Source organism: Mesorhizobium sp. M0768, assembly GCF_040320195.1.
Lineage (GTDB): Bacteria > Pseudomonadota > Alphaproteobacteria > Rhizobiales > Rhizobiaceae > Mesorhizobium.
Map to the genome: position 1 here is coordinate 100,885 of NZ_JAMYPD010000015.1, position 14,291 is coordinate 115,175.

The following is a 14,291-nucleotide window of genomic DNA, read 5'->3' on the forward strand; positions in this document are numbered from 1 at the left end:
ATGAAGCGCAGGCGCGTTGTTTGAGGCGGAGGCGCAGGGTTCTGCGCTTCCCGTAGGTGCTTCATGCCTATATTTCTCCCGGCCTGCACATTTTTTAAGCAGTTTTAGAATGTGTCTAGTTAGGCATCATTTTTTGGCTTGTGCAAGCCCCGTTTCCCTGACATCTGTTGCGTATCAGGTGATCGGACAGTTGGAAAAAGCCGCGATTATCGAACAACTCGGCAGCCGTCCGTCGCCCAAGAAAACCAGGTACGGCTTTGGGGTTGCCGATCCGGGCGAGTGAGCGTCGATGTCGTTGTCAAGTTTCATTCAGCTCATGCCGAAGGTCGAGTTGCACTTGCACCTCGAGGGCGCCGTATCCGCGGAGACATTCGCCGAGCTGGCGGCGCTGAACGCGGTGCCGCTGCCGGACGGCAGACTGACATCGGAGCTCTACAGCTACGGCAACCTGCTGGATTTCCTGAAGATTTACGATCTGGTTTGCGCCTCGATCAGGACTGCGGACGATTTCTCTCGCATCACCTTCGAGGCACTGGAGCGCTGCGCTAAAGCCGGTGCGCGCTACGTCGAACTGTTCTTCAGCCCGCATGCGCATCTGGCTCATGGCGTGGCCTATTCGACTATGCTCGAAGGCATCCTCGACGGCTTTCACCGCGCAAAGGAGCGCTATGGGCTTATGGCAAAGCTGATACCGGCGCATGCGAAGCCGCTCGGCGCGGCAGGTGGCGAGCGCTTCCTGGACATGGTTCTGGCCGAGCGCCCGGCTGAGGTGATCGGCATCGGCTTCGATTACGACGAACGCCCGAACCCGCCGCCGATGTTTGCGCGCATCGTCGAGCGAGCGCGGGCTGCCGGGCTCAATGTCACCAACCATGCGGGCGAGGATGGCCCGGCGGACTATGTCCGCGATACCGTCGACGTCCTCGGCCTGAGACGGGTCGACCACGGCTACCATGTCGTCGACGATCCGGCGCTGATGGAGCAGTGCAAGGAGATGGGCATCGTCTTCACCTGCTGTCCGAGCACGACGCTGGCCACCACCGTCTGGCGTGACCTCACCGCGCCCGACCACGCGATCCGCCGCATGATCGAGGCCGGGCTTACCGTGACGATCCACTCCGACGATCCGCCCATGTTCGCCACGACGCTCGACCGCGAATACGCGCTGATCGCCGAAAATTTTGCGCTCGGGCCGTCGGCACTGAAGCGGATCGCGCTGGCTGGCCTGTCCGCAGCATGGCTCGATGACGACATCAAGCAGGCATGGTCGGCCGACTGGTCGGCAGAAATCGACCGCCTCATGGAAACCGAACTGTCTCTCCCGAACTGAACACGACACGGAACAAAGGACCGAAGCATGATCGACCTGCGCAATCTCTCCCGCCGAGGCTTCCTCAACATGGGCGCCGCGGCCGGCGCCTCGCTGCTCCTGCCGAAATCCGGCCTTATCACGCCCGCCAATGCACAGACGCCGCTCGCCGCCGTCGCCGAGGAAAACGCGGTCATCGCCTTCGGCCACACCGGTCCGGTGACCGATGAAGGCTGGACCTGGAGCCACGACCAGGGCATGAAGGCCGTGCAGGAAGCGTTCCCGAAGCTGACGACGCTGTTCGTCGAAAGCATCCCCTATTCGGCCGACGCGACCCGCACCTTCCGCCAGTTCGTCTCGGAAGGTGCCAACATGGTGTTTGCCACCTCCAACTATGGCGACTTCCTCTACGACGTGGCCAAGCGTTCGCCGGACGTCGCCTTCTATGAATGCGATGGCCGCAACCCGCTCGAAAATCTCTCGACCTACTATCTCGCCCACTGGTACCCAACCTACGTCACCGGTGTCGCCGCGGGCCTGATGAGCAAGAGCGGCAAGCTCGGCTACGTCGCCTCCTTCCCTGTTCCGTCGGTCTTTTCCGGCACCAATGCCTTCCTGATGGGCGCCCGTTCGGTCAATCCCAACGCCACGATGCAGACCATCGTCATCAACTCGTGGTTCGATCCGCAGGCTGCCACCCAGGCCGGCACCGCGCTCATCGACAACGGCGCCGACCTTCTGTTCGGCATCATGGACGAAGCAGGCTATCTGCAGGTGGCCGAGCAGCGCGGCGCGAAGGCCGTGATGTGGAATACCGACATCCGCCGCTACGGGCCGAAGGCCTACGTCTCCTCGATCGCCATCGACTTCAAGAAATTCTATGTCGACCAGGTGCGCCTGCGCCTCGAAGGCAAGTGGACGCCATCGCAGACCATCCTGCCGATGGGCGGCGGTATCGACCGCGATGCCTGGGGCGAGACGGTGCCCACCGAGGTCGCAAAGCAGGCCGATGCCGTGCGCGACAAGATTCTCGGCGGCTGGAGCCCGTTCGAGGGCGAGATCAAGGACACCAAGGGCAACGTCAAGGTGGCTGCCGGCCATCGCATGACCGAAGCGGAACTCTACAACTGGGATTGGTCGATCGAAGGCGTCAGCGGCCTCCAAGCGTAATCCTGAAAGATTGCAGAGTTTTCGGATAGACTATGCGGCAGAAGGCAAAGAGCTAAGCGGGATGAATGATTTTGTTCCAGTTCATCATGCTTCGAGCGAGCACCGCTACGGCGGCATGGAGGTGCCGTCCACCTCCCCGGGACGTTACGAGCCTGGCTCCGGCGCACCGCCGCTCGTGCTGCTCAAGAGCATCAGCAAATATTTCCCCGGCGTCGTTGCCAACCAGGACGTCGACCTGGACGTGATGCCGGGGGAGATCCACGCCTTGCTCGGCGAGAATGGCGCCGGCAAATCGACCTTGATGAACATCCTCACCGGCATCTATCAGCCGGATGCCGGTGAGATCGTCGTCGACGGCTATGCCAAGCATTTCGCATCTCCAGTCGATGCGATCTCCGCCGGTATTGGCATGGTCCACCAGCATTTCAAGCTGGTGACCGCCTTCACGGTCGCCGAGAATATTCATCTCGGCTGGTCCGAAACGCCCAAGCGTATTGGCTCGTCGGTGCTCGAGGCGCGGACTGCCGCACTGGCCGAGAAGCTGAACCTCGCGGTACGGCCATCCGCGCGCGTCGCCGATCTTTCGACCGGCGAGCAGCAGCGCGTGGAAATCCTACGCGTGCTCGCGCGCAATGCCCGTGTTCTGATCCTCGACGAGCCGACTGCAGTGCTTACTCCGGCGGAAGCGCGCGAGCTCTTCAAGGCGCTCAAGCAGTTCGTGTCCCGGGGCAATGCGGTGATCTTCATCAGCCACAAGCTCGACGAGGTCCTGGAAATATCAGACCGCATCACCGTGCTGCGCGGCGGCCGCAAGGTGGCCACCGAAAATACCGCGGACTGCGGCGAGAAGATGCTGGCGCGCCTGATGGTTGGCCGTGAGATCGTGCTCAGCAATCTGCGTGCCAGGCAGCCAGGCGCGGCCGGCATCTCCGCCGAGCCGGTGCTCAGCCTCAAATCCGTCGTCGCGCGTGACGACGTGGGCGGCATCCTTCTCGACGAGGTTTCGCTCGACATCCATGCCGGCGAGATTCTCGGCATCGCCGGTGTGGCCGGCAACGGCCAGAAGGAGCTGACCCAGGTCGTCACCGGCTTGCGGCCGATCCACTCGGGCCAGATACTGCTCGGCGGAAAGGGCGTCACGACCGCCGGCGCGGTCGATTACGCGAAGTTCGGCGTCGGCCACATTCCCGAAGACCGGCTGCACAGCGGTCTGGCGCCGGCGCTTTCAATCACCGACAACGCCATAATCCGCGAATATGCGTCGGCGCCTGTTTCAAAGGGCTTCGCGTTCCGACCGCGCCTAGCGGCTGCTCTTGCGCGCACGATCGCCGAAGCGGCATCCGTTGCGGTGCCCAATTTCGGCATGCCCATGCGCAACCTTTCCGGCGGTAATCAGCAGCGCCTCGTCGCACGCCGCGAGATGCGCATCGCAAGCAAGGTTCTGATCGCCGCCTATCCGAGCCGTGGCCTCGATGTCGGCGCGATCAACACGATGATGCACTATCTCGTCGAATTGCGCGATGCCGGCGTCGGTGTGCTCTTCATTTCCGAGGAGCTGGAAGAGCTGTTCAACCTGTCGGATCGCATCGCCGTAATGTTCCATGGCAGGATCATGGGCGCGGTGGAGACTGCCTCCACCGACATCGAGGAAATCGGCCTGATGATGGGCGGGCAGATGCGGTCCAGTGCTGGCGCCCAGGCCGCTGCCGGGAAGCACTGACCTTGGCGATCAAGCTCCAGCGCGTTCCATCCGCGCAGCCCTCCGTTGCCTTTGCGGCACGTGCCCTGGCGATCGTGCTGGCACTGGGGGTCGCCGGCCTGGTTCTGGCCGCTCGCGGCAATGCTCCCGTCGAACTCGCCTGGGAGGTGCTCAACTCGACTTTTGGCTCGAGCTTCGGGCTGGAAGATGTCGGACTTCTGGTCACTCCCCTGATCCTGACCGGCCTGTCGGTCTGGGTAGCGCTGAGAATCGGCGCCTGGAACATCGGCGCGGAGGGCCAATTCTATGCCGGCGCCTTCAGCGCCACGGCAGTCGCGCTGTTCATTCCCGGCCCGACCTGGCTGATCCTGCCTGTTATGTTCATCGCTGGCGCGCTCGGCGGGCTGCTCTGGATACTGGTGCCGACGCTGGCGCGCGCCTACGCCGATGTCAGCGAACTCATCACCACCCTGCTTCTGAATTTCGTGGCGACGCTGATGGTCTACTACGTCGCCACCGGACCATGGCTCGACCCGAGCGGCCATGCGCTCGCGACCACTGCACGTCTGCCGCATGACGTGCCTGAATTCTGGGGTATCGTGCACTACGGTTTCCCGCTGGCGATCCTGCTCACCTTTGTCATCGCAGGACTGCTCAACTACACGCGCTGGGGTTACGAGGTGCGGGTCGCTGGGTCGAACCCGAGCGCGGCGCTTTATGCGGGCATGCCGTTCCGCCGCCGCCTGATCGTCGTCCTGCTGATGTCGGGAGCGATCGCCGGCATCGCCGGTATGCTGGAAGTAGCTGGCACGGTGCATCGCCTGCAGGGCGGCATTTCCAACAATTTCGGCTATCTCGGCATCATGGTCGCGGTGCTGGCGCGCGGTTCCTCACTTGGCGTGCTCGCAGGCGCGGCTTTGATGGGCGTCATCCTGAATTCGGGCATCATCCTGCAGACGCAAGGCATCACCGTCTCGGCCGTGCTCGCCATCACCGGACTGATCCTGTTCTTCACGGCGATCGGCAACGAACTCGCTCACTACCGCATCACGCGGACCGAACCGGTCGCGAGCTGAGGAAACACCCATGGACATGATCGCCGGACTGATCCAGACCTCCATTCTCGCCGGCGGCGTGCTGGCGCTGGCGGCGCTGGGCGAGACGCTCTCCGAGCGCGCCGGCGTCGTCAATCTTGGCGTCGAAGGGCTTATGGCGCTCGGTGCAATCACTGGCATCGCGGTCGTCGTCGCCACGCCGCACCCTATGCTCGGCTTCGTCCTTGCGCTTGCCGTCGGTTTCCTCATTGGCTGCGTCTTCGCTCTTGGCACCGTCGTCATTAAAGCGAACCAGGTGTTGTGCGGCCTGGCGCTGACGCTGATGGGCACCGGCATGGCCGCAACGATCGGTCGCGCCTATTCCGGCATGCCGGCGCCGGCGACCTTCGCGCCGATCGCTATTCCCTATCTTAGCGACATCCCGCTGCTCGGTCGCGCGATCTTCACGCAGAACATCCTTGTCTACCTGATCTACATCGTCCTGCCGGTTGTGCTGCACTACATCATGTTCCGCACGCGCCACGGGCTGAACATGCGCGCGGTGGGCGAAAACCCCGCGGCAGCCGACGCCGCCGGCATTTCGGTACTAAGCATCCGCTTCTGGTATGTCGCCGCGGGCTCGGCGCTGGCGGCCGGCGCCGGCGCTTACCTCACGCTTGCCTTCGTTCCCTCCTGGTCGGAAGGCGTCGTGGCCGGCCGCGGCTGGATTGCCGTCTCTCTCGTCATCTTCGCAGGCTACCGGCCCCTCAACGCCGTGCTGGCCGCTCTGCTGTTCGGTCTCATCACCTCGCTCGGCTTCGTCGGCCAAGCACGCAACTGGCCGATCGCGGCGCCGATCCTGTCGATGCTGCCCTATCTCGGCACGATCGCCCTGATCATCGTGCCGGTGCTTGCCTGGCAGCGCATGCGCCGGGTAATGGCCGCGCCGGCTGCTCTCGGCGAACCCTATTTCCGCGACATGCGTTGAGACCGTCATGCCCCGCCTGCTTGTCAAGAACATCGATCTGCTCGCCACCTTCGATGATACGCGCCGCGAGATTTCCGACGGCGCCTTGATGATCGACGACAACGTCATCGAAGCGGTCGGCACCACCGCGGAACTCAGTGCCTCCAGTGCCGACGAGGTGCTCGACCTATCGGGCCATGTCGTCATGCCGGGCATGGTGAACACGCATCATCATATGTACCAGAACCTCACCCGTGTGATGGCTCAGAACGACGAACTGCTTGTCTGGCTGAAGACGCTCTATCCGATCTGGGCCGAGCTCGACGACGATGCGATAGGTGTCTCGGCGCGCGTAGCGAGGGCCGAGCTTATCCATTCGGGCTGCACGACCAGCTCCGATCACCTCTACATCTTGCCCAACAACTGCACGCTCGACGCGACGATCGGTGCGGCCCGCGATATCGGTCTGCGTTTCCACGCTGCGCGTGGAGCCATGTCGCGCGGCGAAAGCCAGGGCGGCTTGCCGCCGGATCGCTGCGTCGAAAAGGAAGAGGATATCCTGAAGGATGCCGAACGGCTGATCGGCGGCTATCACGACGCGTCGCGGCATTCAATGAGCCGAATCATCCTGGCTCCTTGCTCGCCGTTCTCGGTGACTCCGGAGTTGATGCGCGATGCGGCATCACTGGCGCGCAGCCACAAGGGCGTGAACCTGCATTCGCACCTTGCCGAAGAGCTTTTCGAGGAGAAGTACTGCCTCGAAATCTATGGCAAACGGCCGGTCGAGTTCGCCGAATCCGTCGGCTGGCTCGGTGACGACGTCTGGTTCGCCCACTCGATTTTCATGACCAGCGACGAGATCGACCGCTTCGCCGAAACCGGCACCGGGGTCGCCCATTGCCCGTCGGCTAACATGCGCTGCGGCCAGGGCATCGCGAAGATCCGAGAGATGCTCGACAAGGGCGTGAAGGTCGGCCTTGGCGTCGACGGCTCGGCCTCGAACGACACGTCGAACCTGTTCATGGAAGCGCGGCTGGCGCTGATGCTTCAGCGTGTCGCGCCGCACCACTACCTCTCCGAAAAGCCCGGCGGCCGCGGCGGTTTCGGCGGCACGCCGACGGCGCTGTCCGCGCGCGAGGCCCTCGAAATGGCGACGCGCGGCGGCGCTGCCCTGCTCGGCCGCAATGACATCGGCCATCTCGCGCCCGGCATGTGCGCCGACTTCATCGCGGTCAAACGCAGCCAACTCGGCCTTTCCGGCACCGAGCGCGACCCGCTCGCCGCGCTGGTGCTTTGCGGACCCTTCAAGGTCGACTATTCCTACATCAACGGCCGGCAGATTGTCGCGAGAGGCGACTTCGCCTCTTTCGATGTCGAGGCGGCGATGGCCGACCACCGGGCCGTGATGGACCGCATCTATCGGCAGTGAGATAGCACAGGAAGGACGCAACAATGACCATTAGGCGAGCTGCGGAGCAGGCGGCCCTCGACCAATGGTATTGCATTGACGCGCTGAACGAGATTCCGGTCGGCACGATGCCGAACCGGCTTCTGGGCATCGATCTGTTGGTAGCCCGCGATACGGCAGGCGCGGTCAATGTGTCGCGTGCCGGCGACGGCAGCCAAGTCCCGGCCAGGGAACGCTACGGCTATCTATGGATCACGCTCGGCATGCCGGCCGGCGATGTGCTGTCGATCCCGGAGGCCTATGAGGACGACCGCCGGCCTGTCGTTTGCGGAGCGATCGCGGTAAAGGCGTCCGGCCTGCGCATCGTCGAGAATTTCCTCGACATGGCGCATTTCCCCTTCGTCCATACCGGCATATTGGGCGCCGAGCCGCACACGGAAGTGCGGCATTACACAACCGAAATCCGCCGCGACGTGGATGAGGTGTGGGCGACCAACTGCGAATTCTTCCAGCCGCAGGCAGCACTCTCGGCGACCGGTGGCATCATGACCCAATACATGTACCGGGTCGCCAATCCTTTCGCGGTGATGCTCTACAAGACCTGCCCCAACTCGGCTACCCGGTGGGACGTGATCTGTTTGTTCGTGCAGCCCCTCGATCCGGACCGCTGCCGCGCGCACCCCGTCATGTTCCTGATCGACGACGTATCGACCACGACCGAACTTGTGCAGTTCCAGCAGCTCATCTTCCTGCAGGACCGCATCATCCTGGAGAACCAGCGGCCACTTCTGTTGCCGCTCGAGCCGCGCGCGGAAATCCCGACGCGGGCCGACGGCTCGTCGATCGCCTATCGCCGCTGGCTGAAGGAGAAGGGCATCACCTACGGCACGACGGCGCAAGCCGCATGAGCGGCAGCCCTTCCGATATTGTCATCGGCATCGACGGACGGGCAATCGCGCTCTGGCGCTTCGCGACGGCAGTGCGTAGCGGTTCTTCGGCGGAGGACAGGTGAGCGACCTGAGCGGCAAGACGCTTCTGGCCAGCGGCTTTCACGCGCCGGAGCGCGGGCTCGTGGAAGAGTTGCGCCATGCCCTGATCGCAGTCGATCAATCAGGCATCATCGCCTCGGTGCTGCATCCGCATGATGCCGGCTATGACGAGGCGCTGGAGGCCGCGCGCCGGACCGGTTCGCTGGCGACCTTGCCGGCGCAGAGTTATCTGCTGCCCGGCTTCGTCGATCTTCACGTGCACGCGCCGCAATATCCGCAGCTCGGCCGGGCGCTGGACGTGCCGCTCGAGGCCTGGCTCCACAAACACACGTTTCCCCTGGAGGCGCGCTACGCCGATCTCGCCTTCGCGCGGCGCAGCTACGGCCTGCTGGTCGACGACCTGATCGCTAATGGCACGACCACAGCGCTCTACTTCGCAACCATCCACCAGGACGCGACAAGGCTGCTCGTCGACATTTGCCTCGAACGGGGGCAACGTGCGCTGGTCGGCAAAGTGGCGATGGACAATCCCGACGAGTGCCCGGCCTACTATCGCGATACCTCGGCGGACGCGGCCATCGATGGCACGCGCGCTCTGATCGACTACGTGCATGGGCATCCGGACAATGCCACGGGACGGGTAAAGCCGGTCATTACGCCGCGCTTCATCCCCTCCTGTACCGACGCCGCCCTCAAAGGGCTCGGCACGCTTGCGCAGGAATGCGGCTGCCATGTGCAGACGCATTGCTCGGAGAGCGACTGGGCGCATGGCTACGTGCTGCAGCGCCACGGGATCAGCGACACGTCTAGTCTTGATCGCTTTGGCCTGCTGCGCGCCGGCAGCGTGCTCGCGCACGCCAATTTCATTACGCTTGCCGACATGGAGACGATCCGCGTGCGCAAGGCGGCCGTGGCGCACTGCGCCGTCTCCAACGCCTACTTCGCAGGCGCCGTGTTCCCGTTGAGGGCGGCCCTCGAGAAGGGTGTCAAGGTCGGGCTCGGCACCGACATTTCCGGGGGACCGAGCGCCTCGATGTTCGATGCGATGCGCGCGACGGTCATGTCGTCGCGCATGCTGGAAACCGGCACCGACCCGGCGCTAGCGGCCGAGACGCGCGGCACGGCCGGAACAGCACGCGTCGACTTTCGCGAGTCCTTCCACCTGGCGACGGCAGGCGGTGGCGCGGCACTCGGCTTGCCTGTGGGGCGATTCTCGCCTGGCTACCATTTCGATGCGATCCTGGTCGACACCGCCGCGCCCAGAGGCACAATTCACCTGTGGGACGAACTCGACGACGGCGACGGCATCCTTCAGAAGATCGTCTACTCCGCTTCCAGGGCCAACATCGCGTCGGTCTGGGTCGGCGGGAGAGCTGTTCTCGCCTAAGCGGACCGGAGGCTGTGCCGAGAACCAGGACTCTTCCCGTTTTATTCCTTACGGTCGGGGGCACGTCATGGATTTTGATCAGTATTCGCCGACGTCGATGACAGCCTGGGCAAAGGCTTGCGGGGCTTCTTGAGGCAAGTTGTGGCCGATACCGCCGGTGATGATCCGGTGCGTGTATCTGCCCGAGAATTTCTTGGCGTAGGAACTGCTGTCGGGATGGGGTGCGCCATTGGCATCGCCCTCAAGGGTAATGGTCGGCATTGTGATCACGGGAGCTTCGGCCAGCCGGTTTTCCAGAACGTCATATTCCGGCTCGCCCTGTGCCAGGCCGAGCCTCCAGCGGTAATTGTGAATGACGATGCTGACGTGATCCGGGTTGTCCAGTGCTGCGGCGCTGCGCTGGAAGATGTCATCGTCGAAATTCCACTGCGGCGAAGCGAGTTGCCAGATGAGTTTGGCGAAATCGCGCGTGTATTTCTCGTAGCCGGCGCGGCCGCGATCGGTGGCGAAGTAATACTGATACCACCATTGAAGCTCCGCCTCCGGTGCCAGCGGCACCATGCCGACCTGCTGATTTCCGATGAGATAGCCGCTCACCGAGACGATCGCCTTGCAACGCTCAGGCCAGAGCGCGGCAACGACATTGGCCGTTCGAGCGCCCCAGTCGCAGCCGGCGATCGTGGCCTTTTCGATCCCCAGCGCATCCATCAGGGCGATCGTATCCGCGGCGAGCGCCGACTGCTGGCCGTTGCGCATCGTCTCGTCCGACAGGAAGCGCGTAGTGCCGTAGCCGCGCAGGTAGGGCACAATCACGCGGTACCCCTTTGCGGCAAGCAGGGGAGCGACATCGGCGTAGGTGTGAATGTCATAAGGCCAGCCATGAAGCAGGATCACTGGGGCACCTTCGGCGGGCCCCAGCTCCGCATATCCGACGCTCAGATTTCCGGCATTGACCTGCCCGAGCGAGCCGAATGATTTCTGCGTGGCTTGCGTAGCAGATGCCCTCGCCTCGACCGTCCAAGTGGCCGCCGGCTCGCTCAAGCCGAGTTCGGTGGCGGCGAACGTCATTGCTGCAGCACCAACAATGCGCCGGCGGCGATGATCGACCGTGTCGGGAGCCTTACTCGCATTCATGATGAAGCCTCTGTAATGACCAACAAGCAGGAACGACCGGACCGCCCGCCTCATCGGCCGACAGGAAATGTTGCCTATTTCGATGGTGACTGCGGGCGGCGGACCAACCACTGTAACACTCGGCCAGGAGGCAGTGCGGCGAACTCTGATTGAATGCCGGTCAGGTCAAGCGTTTCCTCGATTTCCCTCCTCAGAAATTCGAGACCTAGGCCGTCCCCGCGCTTGGAAGCGGCTGGATGTAGATGTAGCATCCGCAGGAACGGCAGCATGAGAATGACTCCTGATCTTCTGTTTGGGCGAGAGGACATGTTGCATCTGGTCTTATGCTCGAAGTCGCCCTCAGCTTCAGACGAGGCCCTCACGATCCATTGCGATGCGCACGGCCGGTCGGGCAGCCATTCGGACGCGAAGGGCTTGCAAAGGCGCGGGAACAGGGACTTGGAAGCGGGCCGCCCAAAGCAGCATCACGAAAAGATAAAAATCCGCGACGCTGGGTTTGTCGCCGAACAGATAGTCGGTCTCGAGCCCGTCAGCGAAGAACTCGAGTTGGCTCGTAATCGTCGCGCTCGCCCTGGCCTTTTCGGCATCGCTGCTTTGGTGCCACATCGGCTTGAAGCTTCGGTGTATTTCAGTTGAGACGTAGGTCAGCGCTTCGAGAAGGCGGGTACGGCCCAACGGCCCCGCCACTGCCAGTGGCGGGTATTGCGACGCAATCCAGTCGAGGACGGCGATATTTTCCGTCAGCGTTTCGCCGCTATCCAGCACGAGGGCTGGAACATAGCCCTTGCGCGTGACGGTAGTGAAATCATCCCCGGAGCCTGTCCGTTTGGTCTTGAGGTTCACACTTTCGCGCTCGAAGGAAACACCGGCCTCTTCCAGAGCGATGTGGTCCGCCAGGCTGCAGGCGAGAGGGCTGTAGTAGAGTTTCACCGCTTTTCCCTTTTCTGAACCCGATTGAATCCCGCAATTGGTCGTCGCCGAGCGGAAAACCTGCCCCGCGCCACGCGAGACAACCGCTCCAGAAGCTCGCACTTGGCGGAGACGACGACTACGACACCGACAGCTAGACGTGCCTATGCCGAGGTATGGTCGGGTGAAGTTCGGGATCGCCGTGCGCAATGCCGGGACGTATGCCAGCTCAGCGGCCAACGGTTATCTGGAGGAATCCAGAACCTTCCATGATGGCATCATCGCCGGCCCGGCCAGTCCTTCGCTCAGGAAATCCTAAACGAAAGTATTGGACGCACGTGCCGTTGGCACGATGGCTCACACCCGGCCACGGCCGGCATATTCCGCGCGGCACGAGCAGACTGGAAACGCGAAAGCCGTGGTCTGACTTTTGCTCGATTGCCACCAACGCGATGACGCAGCTTCCGACAATAGGAGTCGCCATCATGGCCGACCTTTCCGAAACCTCCACAGCCGAGCACACATTGCGCGTCGAGGCGCCCGCCGCGATCGAGGTCGACGTCTCCTCGCTGACGCCGGGAACGTCGCTGATCGTCGACTGGCACGGCAAGCCGGTTGTCGTGCGCAACCGCACCGAAAAAGAGAGGAAGGACGGCCAGGCAGTCAGTCTCGCCGAGCTCAAAGATCCAATTGCCCGCAACGCCAACCTGCCGGCCGATGCGCCGGCAACCGACGCCAATCGAACTATGCCGGGCAAGGAAGCCTGGGTGGTGATGATCCAGGTCTGCACCCATCTTGGCTGCATCCCGCATGGTCAGGAAGGCGATTTCGACGGCTGGTTCTGCCCCTGCCATGGTTCGCAATACGACACTGCCGGCCGCGTCCGGAAGGGGCCGGCACCCGAGAACATGGCGGTACCGGTGTTCCAATTCGTTTCCGACACCAAGATCCGTATCGGCTGAGGCAGGGGGCATTTCGATGAGCGGCGGCAAACACTCGACCTATACGCCCAAAACCAGAATCGAACGTTGGTTCGACGCCCGCCTGCCGCTGCCGCGGCTGGTCTATGACAGCTTCATCGTCTATCCCGTCCCGCGCAACCTGAACTATGCCTATACGTTCGGCGGCATTCTCACGATCATGCTGGTTTCACAGATCCTGACCGGCATCGTGCTGGCGATGCATTACGCCCCTGATACGGGGCTGGCCTTCAACTCGGTCGAGCAGATCATGCGCGACGTGAATTCGGGCTGGCTGCTGCGCTATCTCCATTCCAACGGCGCGTCGTTCTTCTTCATTGCCGTCTACCTCCACATCTGCCGCGGGCTCTACTATGGTTCGTACAAGGCGCCGCGTGAGCTGCTGTGGGTGCTCGGTTGCACCAACCTCCTGCTGATGATGGCGACGGCCTTCATGGGCTACGTGCTGCCTTGGGGACAGATGTCGTTCTGGGGCGCTACTGTCATCACCAGCTTTTTCACCGCCATCCCACTGATCGGCGACTGGCTCCAGCAGCTTTTGCTCGGCGGCTTCGCGGTCGATAATCCGACGCTGAACCGCTTCTTTGCGCTGCATTACCTGCTGCCATTTGTGCTTGTGGGCGTGGTGACCTTGCATATCTGGGCGCTTCACGTCGTCGGCCAGAACAATCCGACCGGCATCGAGGTCAAATCGAAAACCGATGTCGTGGACTTCACGCCCTATGCCACCGTCAAAGATGCCTTCGGCATCCTCGTGTTCCTGTTCTTCTTCGCCTATTTCGTCTTCTACCTGCCGAACTACCTCGGCCATCCCGACAACAACAGCATCGCCAATCCGCTGAAGACGCCGGCCCACATCGTGCCGGAATGGTACTTCCTGCCGTTTTACGCGATCCTGCGGGCCATCACCTTCAATATCGGGCCGATCGATTCCAAGCTCGGCGGCGTGCTCGCGATGTTCGGCTCGATCGCCGTGCTGTTCCTGGTGCCGTGGCTCGACACCTCGAAGGTGCGCTCGGCGGTCTATCGGCCCTGGTACAGGGTGCTCTTCTGGCTGTTCGTTGCCAATGCCCTCTTTCTCGGCTGGCTCGGCTCCCGGCCGGCGGAAGGCGCATACGTCGTCATGTCCCAACTGGCGACGCTTTACTATTTTGCGTTCTTCATCATCGCCATGCCGGTGCTCGGGCTGATCGAAAAGCCGCGACGGCTGCCGAATTCGATCACCGAAGCAGTTCTCGAAAAAGACAAGGCCAGCGCCAGAGGCCCGATCGCCGGGCCGGAGACCAAACGTTGAACCGGGCATCG

General features: G+C 62.9%; 13 protein-coding genes. 11 read left to right on the plus strand and 2 right to left on the minus strand.

Annotated features, from left to right (window positions below; all coding sequences use genetic code 11):
* Positions 1 to 289: 289 nt before the first annotated feature.
* From add to guaD, 8 genes are all read left to right on the plus strand, one after another.
* The gene (add, locus tag NKI08_RS19790) at positions 290 to 1,330 is read left to right on the plus strand and encodes an adenosine deaminase (protein WP_352470595.1); all 1,041 of its coding nucleotides are present in this window, start codon (positions 290 to 292) and stop codon (positions 1,328 to 1,330) included.
* 27 nt (positions 1,331 to 1,357) lie between these two features.
* Positions 1,358 to 2,479 carry a BMP family ABC transporter substrate-binding protein gene (locus tag NKI08_RS19795; RefSeq protein WP_352771618.1) on the plus strand — a complete coding sequence of 374 codons (1,122 nt, stop codon included), beginning with the start codon at positions 1,358 to 1,360 and terminating at the stop codon, positions 2,477 to 2,479.
* A gap of 115 nt (positions 2,480 to 2,594) precedes the next feature.
* A complete protein-coding gene (locus NKI08_RS19800; RefSeq protein WP_352470700.1) occupies positions 2,595 to 4,199 on the plus strand; it encodes an ABC transporter ATP-binding protein in 1,605 nt (534 codons plus the stop codon).
* 2 nt (positions 4,200 to 4,201) lie between these two features.
* Positions 4,202 to 5,254: an ABC transporter permease gene (locus NKI08_RS19805; protein ID WP_502893731.1), complete on the plus strand. Its 1,053-nt coding sequence runs from the start codon at positions 4,202 to 4,204 to the stop codon at positions 5,252 to 5,254.
* A 10-nt stretch (positions 5,255 to 5,264) separates the two neighbouring features.
* Complete coding sequence (locus tag NKI08_RS19810; RefSeq protein WP_352470597.1) at positions 5,265 to 6,200, plus strand: ABC transporter permease; 936 nt, start codon at positions 5,265 to 5,267, stop codon at positions 6,198 to 6,200.
* Between the two features lie 7 nt (positions 6,201 to 6,207).
* Positions 6,208 to 7,608: an 8-oxoguanine deaminase gene (locus NKI08_RS19815; protein ID WP_352771620.1), complete on the plus strand. Its 1,401-nt coding sequence runs from the start codon at positions 6,208 to 6,210 to the stop codon at positions 7,606 to 7,608.
* A 23-nt stretch (positions 7,609 to 7,631) separates the two neighbouring features.
* Positions 7,632 to 8,495, plus strand: coding sequence for an aromatic ring-hydroxylating dioxygenase subunit alpha (locus NKI08_RS19820; RefSeq protein WP_352771621.1), 864 nt, complete (start codon positions 7,632 to 7,634; stop codon positions 8,493 to 8,495).
* A 100-nt stretch (positions 8,496 to 8,595) separates the two neighbouring features.
* On the plus strand, positions 8,596 to 9,963 hold the full coding sequence (gene guaD / locus NKI08_RS19825) for a guanine deaminase (protein ID WP_352771623.1): 1,368 nt from the start codon (positions 8,596 to 8,598) through the stop codon (positions 9,961 to 9,963).
* 78 nt (positions 9,964 to 10,041) lie between these two features.
* Here guaD and NKI08_RS19830 read toward each other — a convergent pair whose 3' ends face one another.
* Both NKI08_RS19830 and NKI08_RS19835 read right to left on the minus strand, forming a co-directional pair.
* On the minus strand, positions 10,042 to 11,097 hold the full coding sequence (locus tag NKI08_RS19830) for an alpha/beta fold hydrolase (protein WP_352771625.1): 1,056 nt from the start codon (positions 11,095 to 11,097) through the stop codon (positions 10,042 to 10,044).
* Between the two features lie 345 nt (positions 11,098 to 11,442).
* A complete protein-coding gene (locus NKI08_RS19835) occupies positions 11,443 to 12,027 on the minus strand; it encodes a glutathione binding-like protein (RefSeq protein WP_352449827.1) in 585 nt (194 codons plus the stop codon).
* A 163-nt stretch (positions 12,028 to 12,190) separates the two neighbouring features.
* Here NKI08_RS19835 and NKI08_RS19840 point away from each other — a divergent pair, with 163 nt between their 5' ends.
* The 3 genes from NKI08_RS19840 (at position 12,191) to NKI08_RS19850 (ending at position 14,280) form a co-directional block, all read left to right on the plus strand.
* Positions 12,191 to 12,325, plus strand: a complete 135-nt coding sequence (locus NKI08_RS19840) for a hypothetical protein (protein WP_352771627.1) — start codon at positions 12,191 to 12,193, stop codon at positions 12,323 to 12,325.
* Between the two features lie 61 nt (positions 12,326 to 12,386).
* Positions 12,387 to 12,968 carry a ubiquinol-cytochrome c reductase iron-sulfur subunit gene (gene petA / locus NKI08_RS19845; RefSeq protein ID WP_502895671.1) on the plus strand — a complete coding sequence of 194 codons (582 nt, stop codon included), beginning with the start codon at positions 12,387 to 12,389 and terminating at the stop codon, positions 12,966 to 12,968.
* A 16-nt stretch (positions 12,969 to 12,984) separates the two neighbouring features.
* Positions 12,985 to 14,280, plus strand: a complete 1,296-nt coding sequence (locus tag NKI08_RS19850) for a cytochrome b (protein ID WP_352470602.1) — start codon at positions 12,985 to 12,987, stop codon at positions 14,278 to 14,280.
* Positions 14,281 to 14,291 lie beyond the last annotated feature (11 nt).

Bases quoted from the DNA above. Each gene is read 5' to 3' on its own strand.
- add (WP_352470595.1), top strand. From the start codon at position 290: ATGTCGTTGTCAAGTTTCATTCAGCTCATGCCGAAGGTCGAGTTGCAC.
- NKI08_RS19820 (WP_352771621.1), top strand. From the start codon at position 7,632: ATGACCATTAGGCGAGCTGCGGAGCAGGCGGCCCTCGACCAATGGTAT.
- NKI08_RS19810 (WP_352470597.1), top strand. From the start codon at position 5,265: ATGGACATGATCGCCGGACTGATCCAGACCTCCATTCTCGCCGGCGGC.
- NKI08_RS19850 (WP_352470602.1), top strand. From the start codon at position 12,985: ATGAGCGGCGGCAAACACTCGACCTATACGCCCAAAACCAGAATCGAA.
- NKI08_RS19795 (WP_352771618.1), top strand. From the start codon at position 1,358: ATGATCGACCTGCGCAATCTCTCCCGCCGAGGCTTCCTCAACATGGGC.
- NKI08_RS19800 (WP_352470700.1), top strand. From the start codon at position 2,595: ATGGAGGTGCCGTCCACCTCCCCGGGACGTTACGAGCCTGGCTCCGGC.
- NKI08_RS19830 (WP_352771625.1), bottom strand. From the start codon at position 11,097: ATGAATGCGAGTAAGGCTCCCGACACGGTCGATCATCGCCGCCGGCGC.
- NKI08_RS19815 (WP_352771620.1), top strand. From the start codon at position 6,208: ATGCCCCGCCTGCTTGTCAAGAACATCGATCTGCTCGCCACCTTCGAT.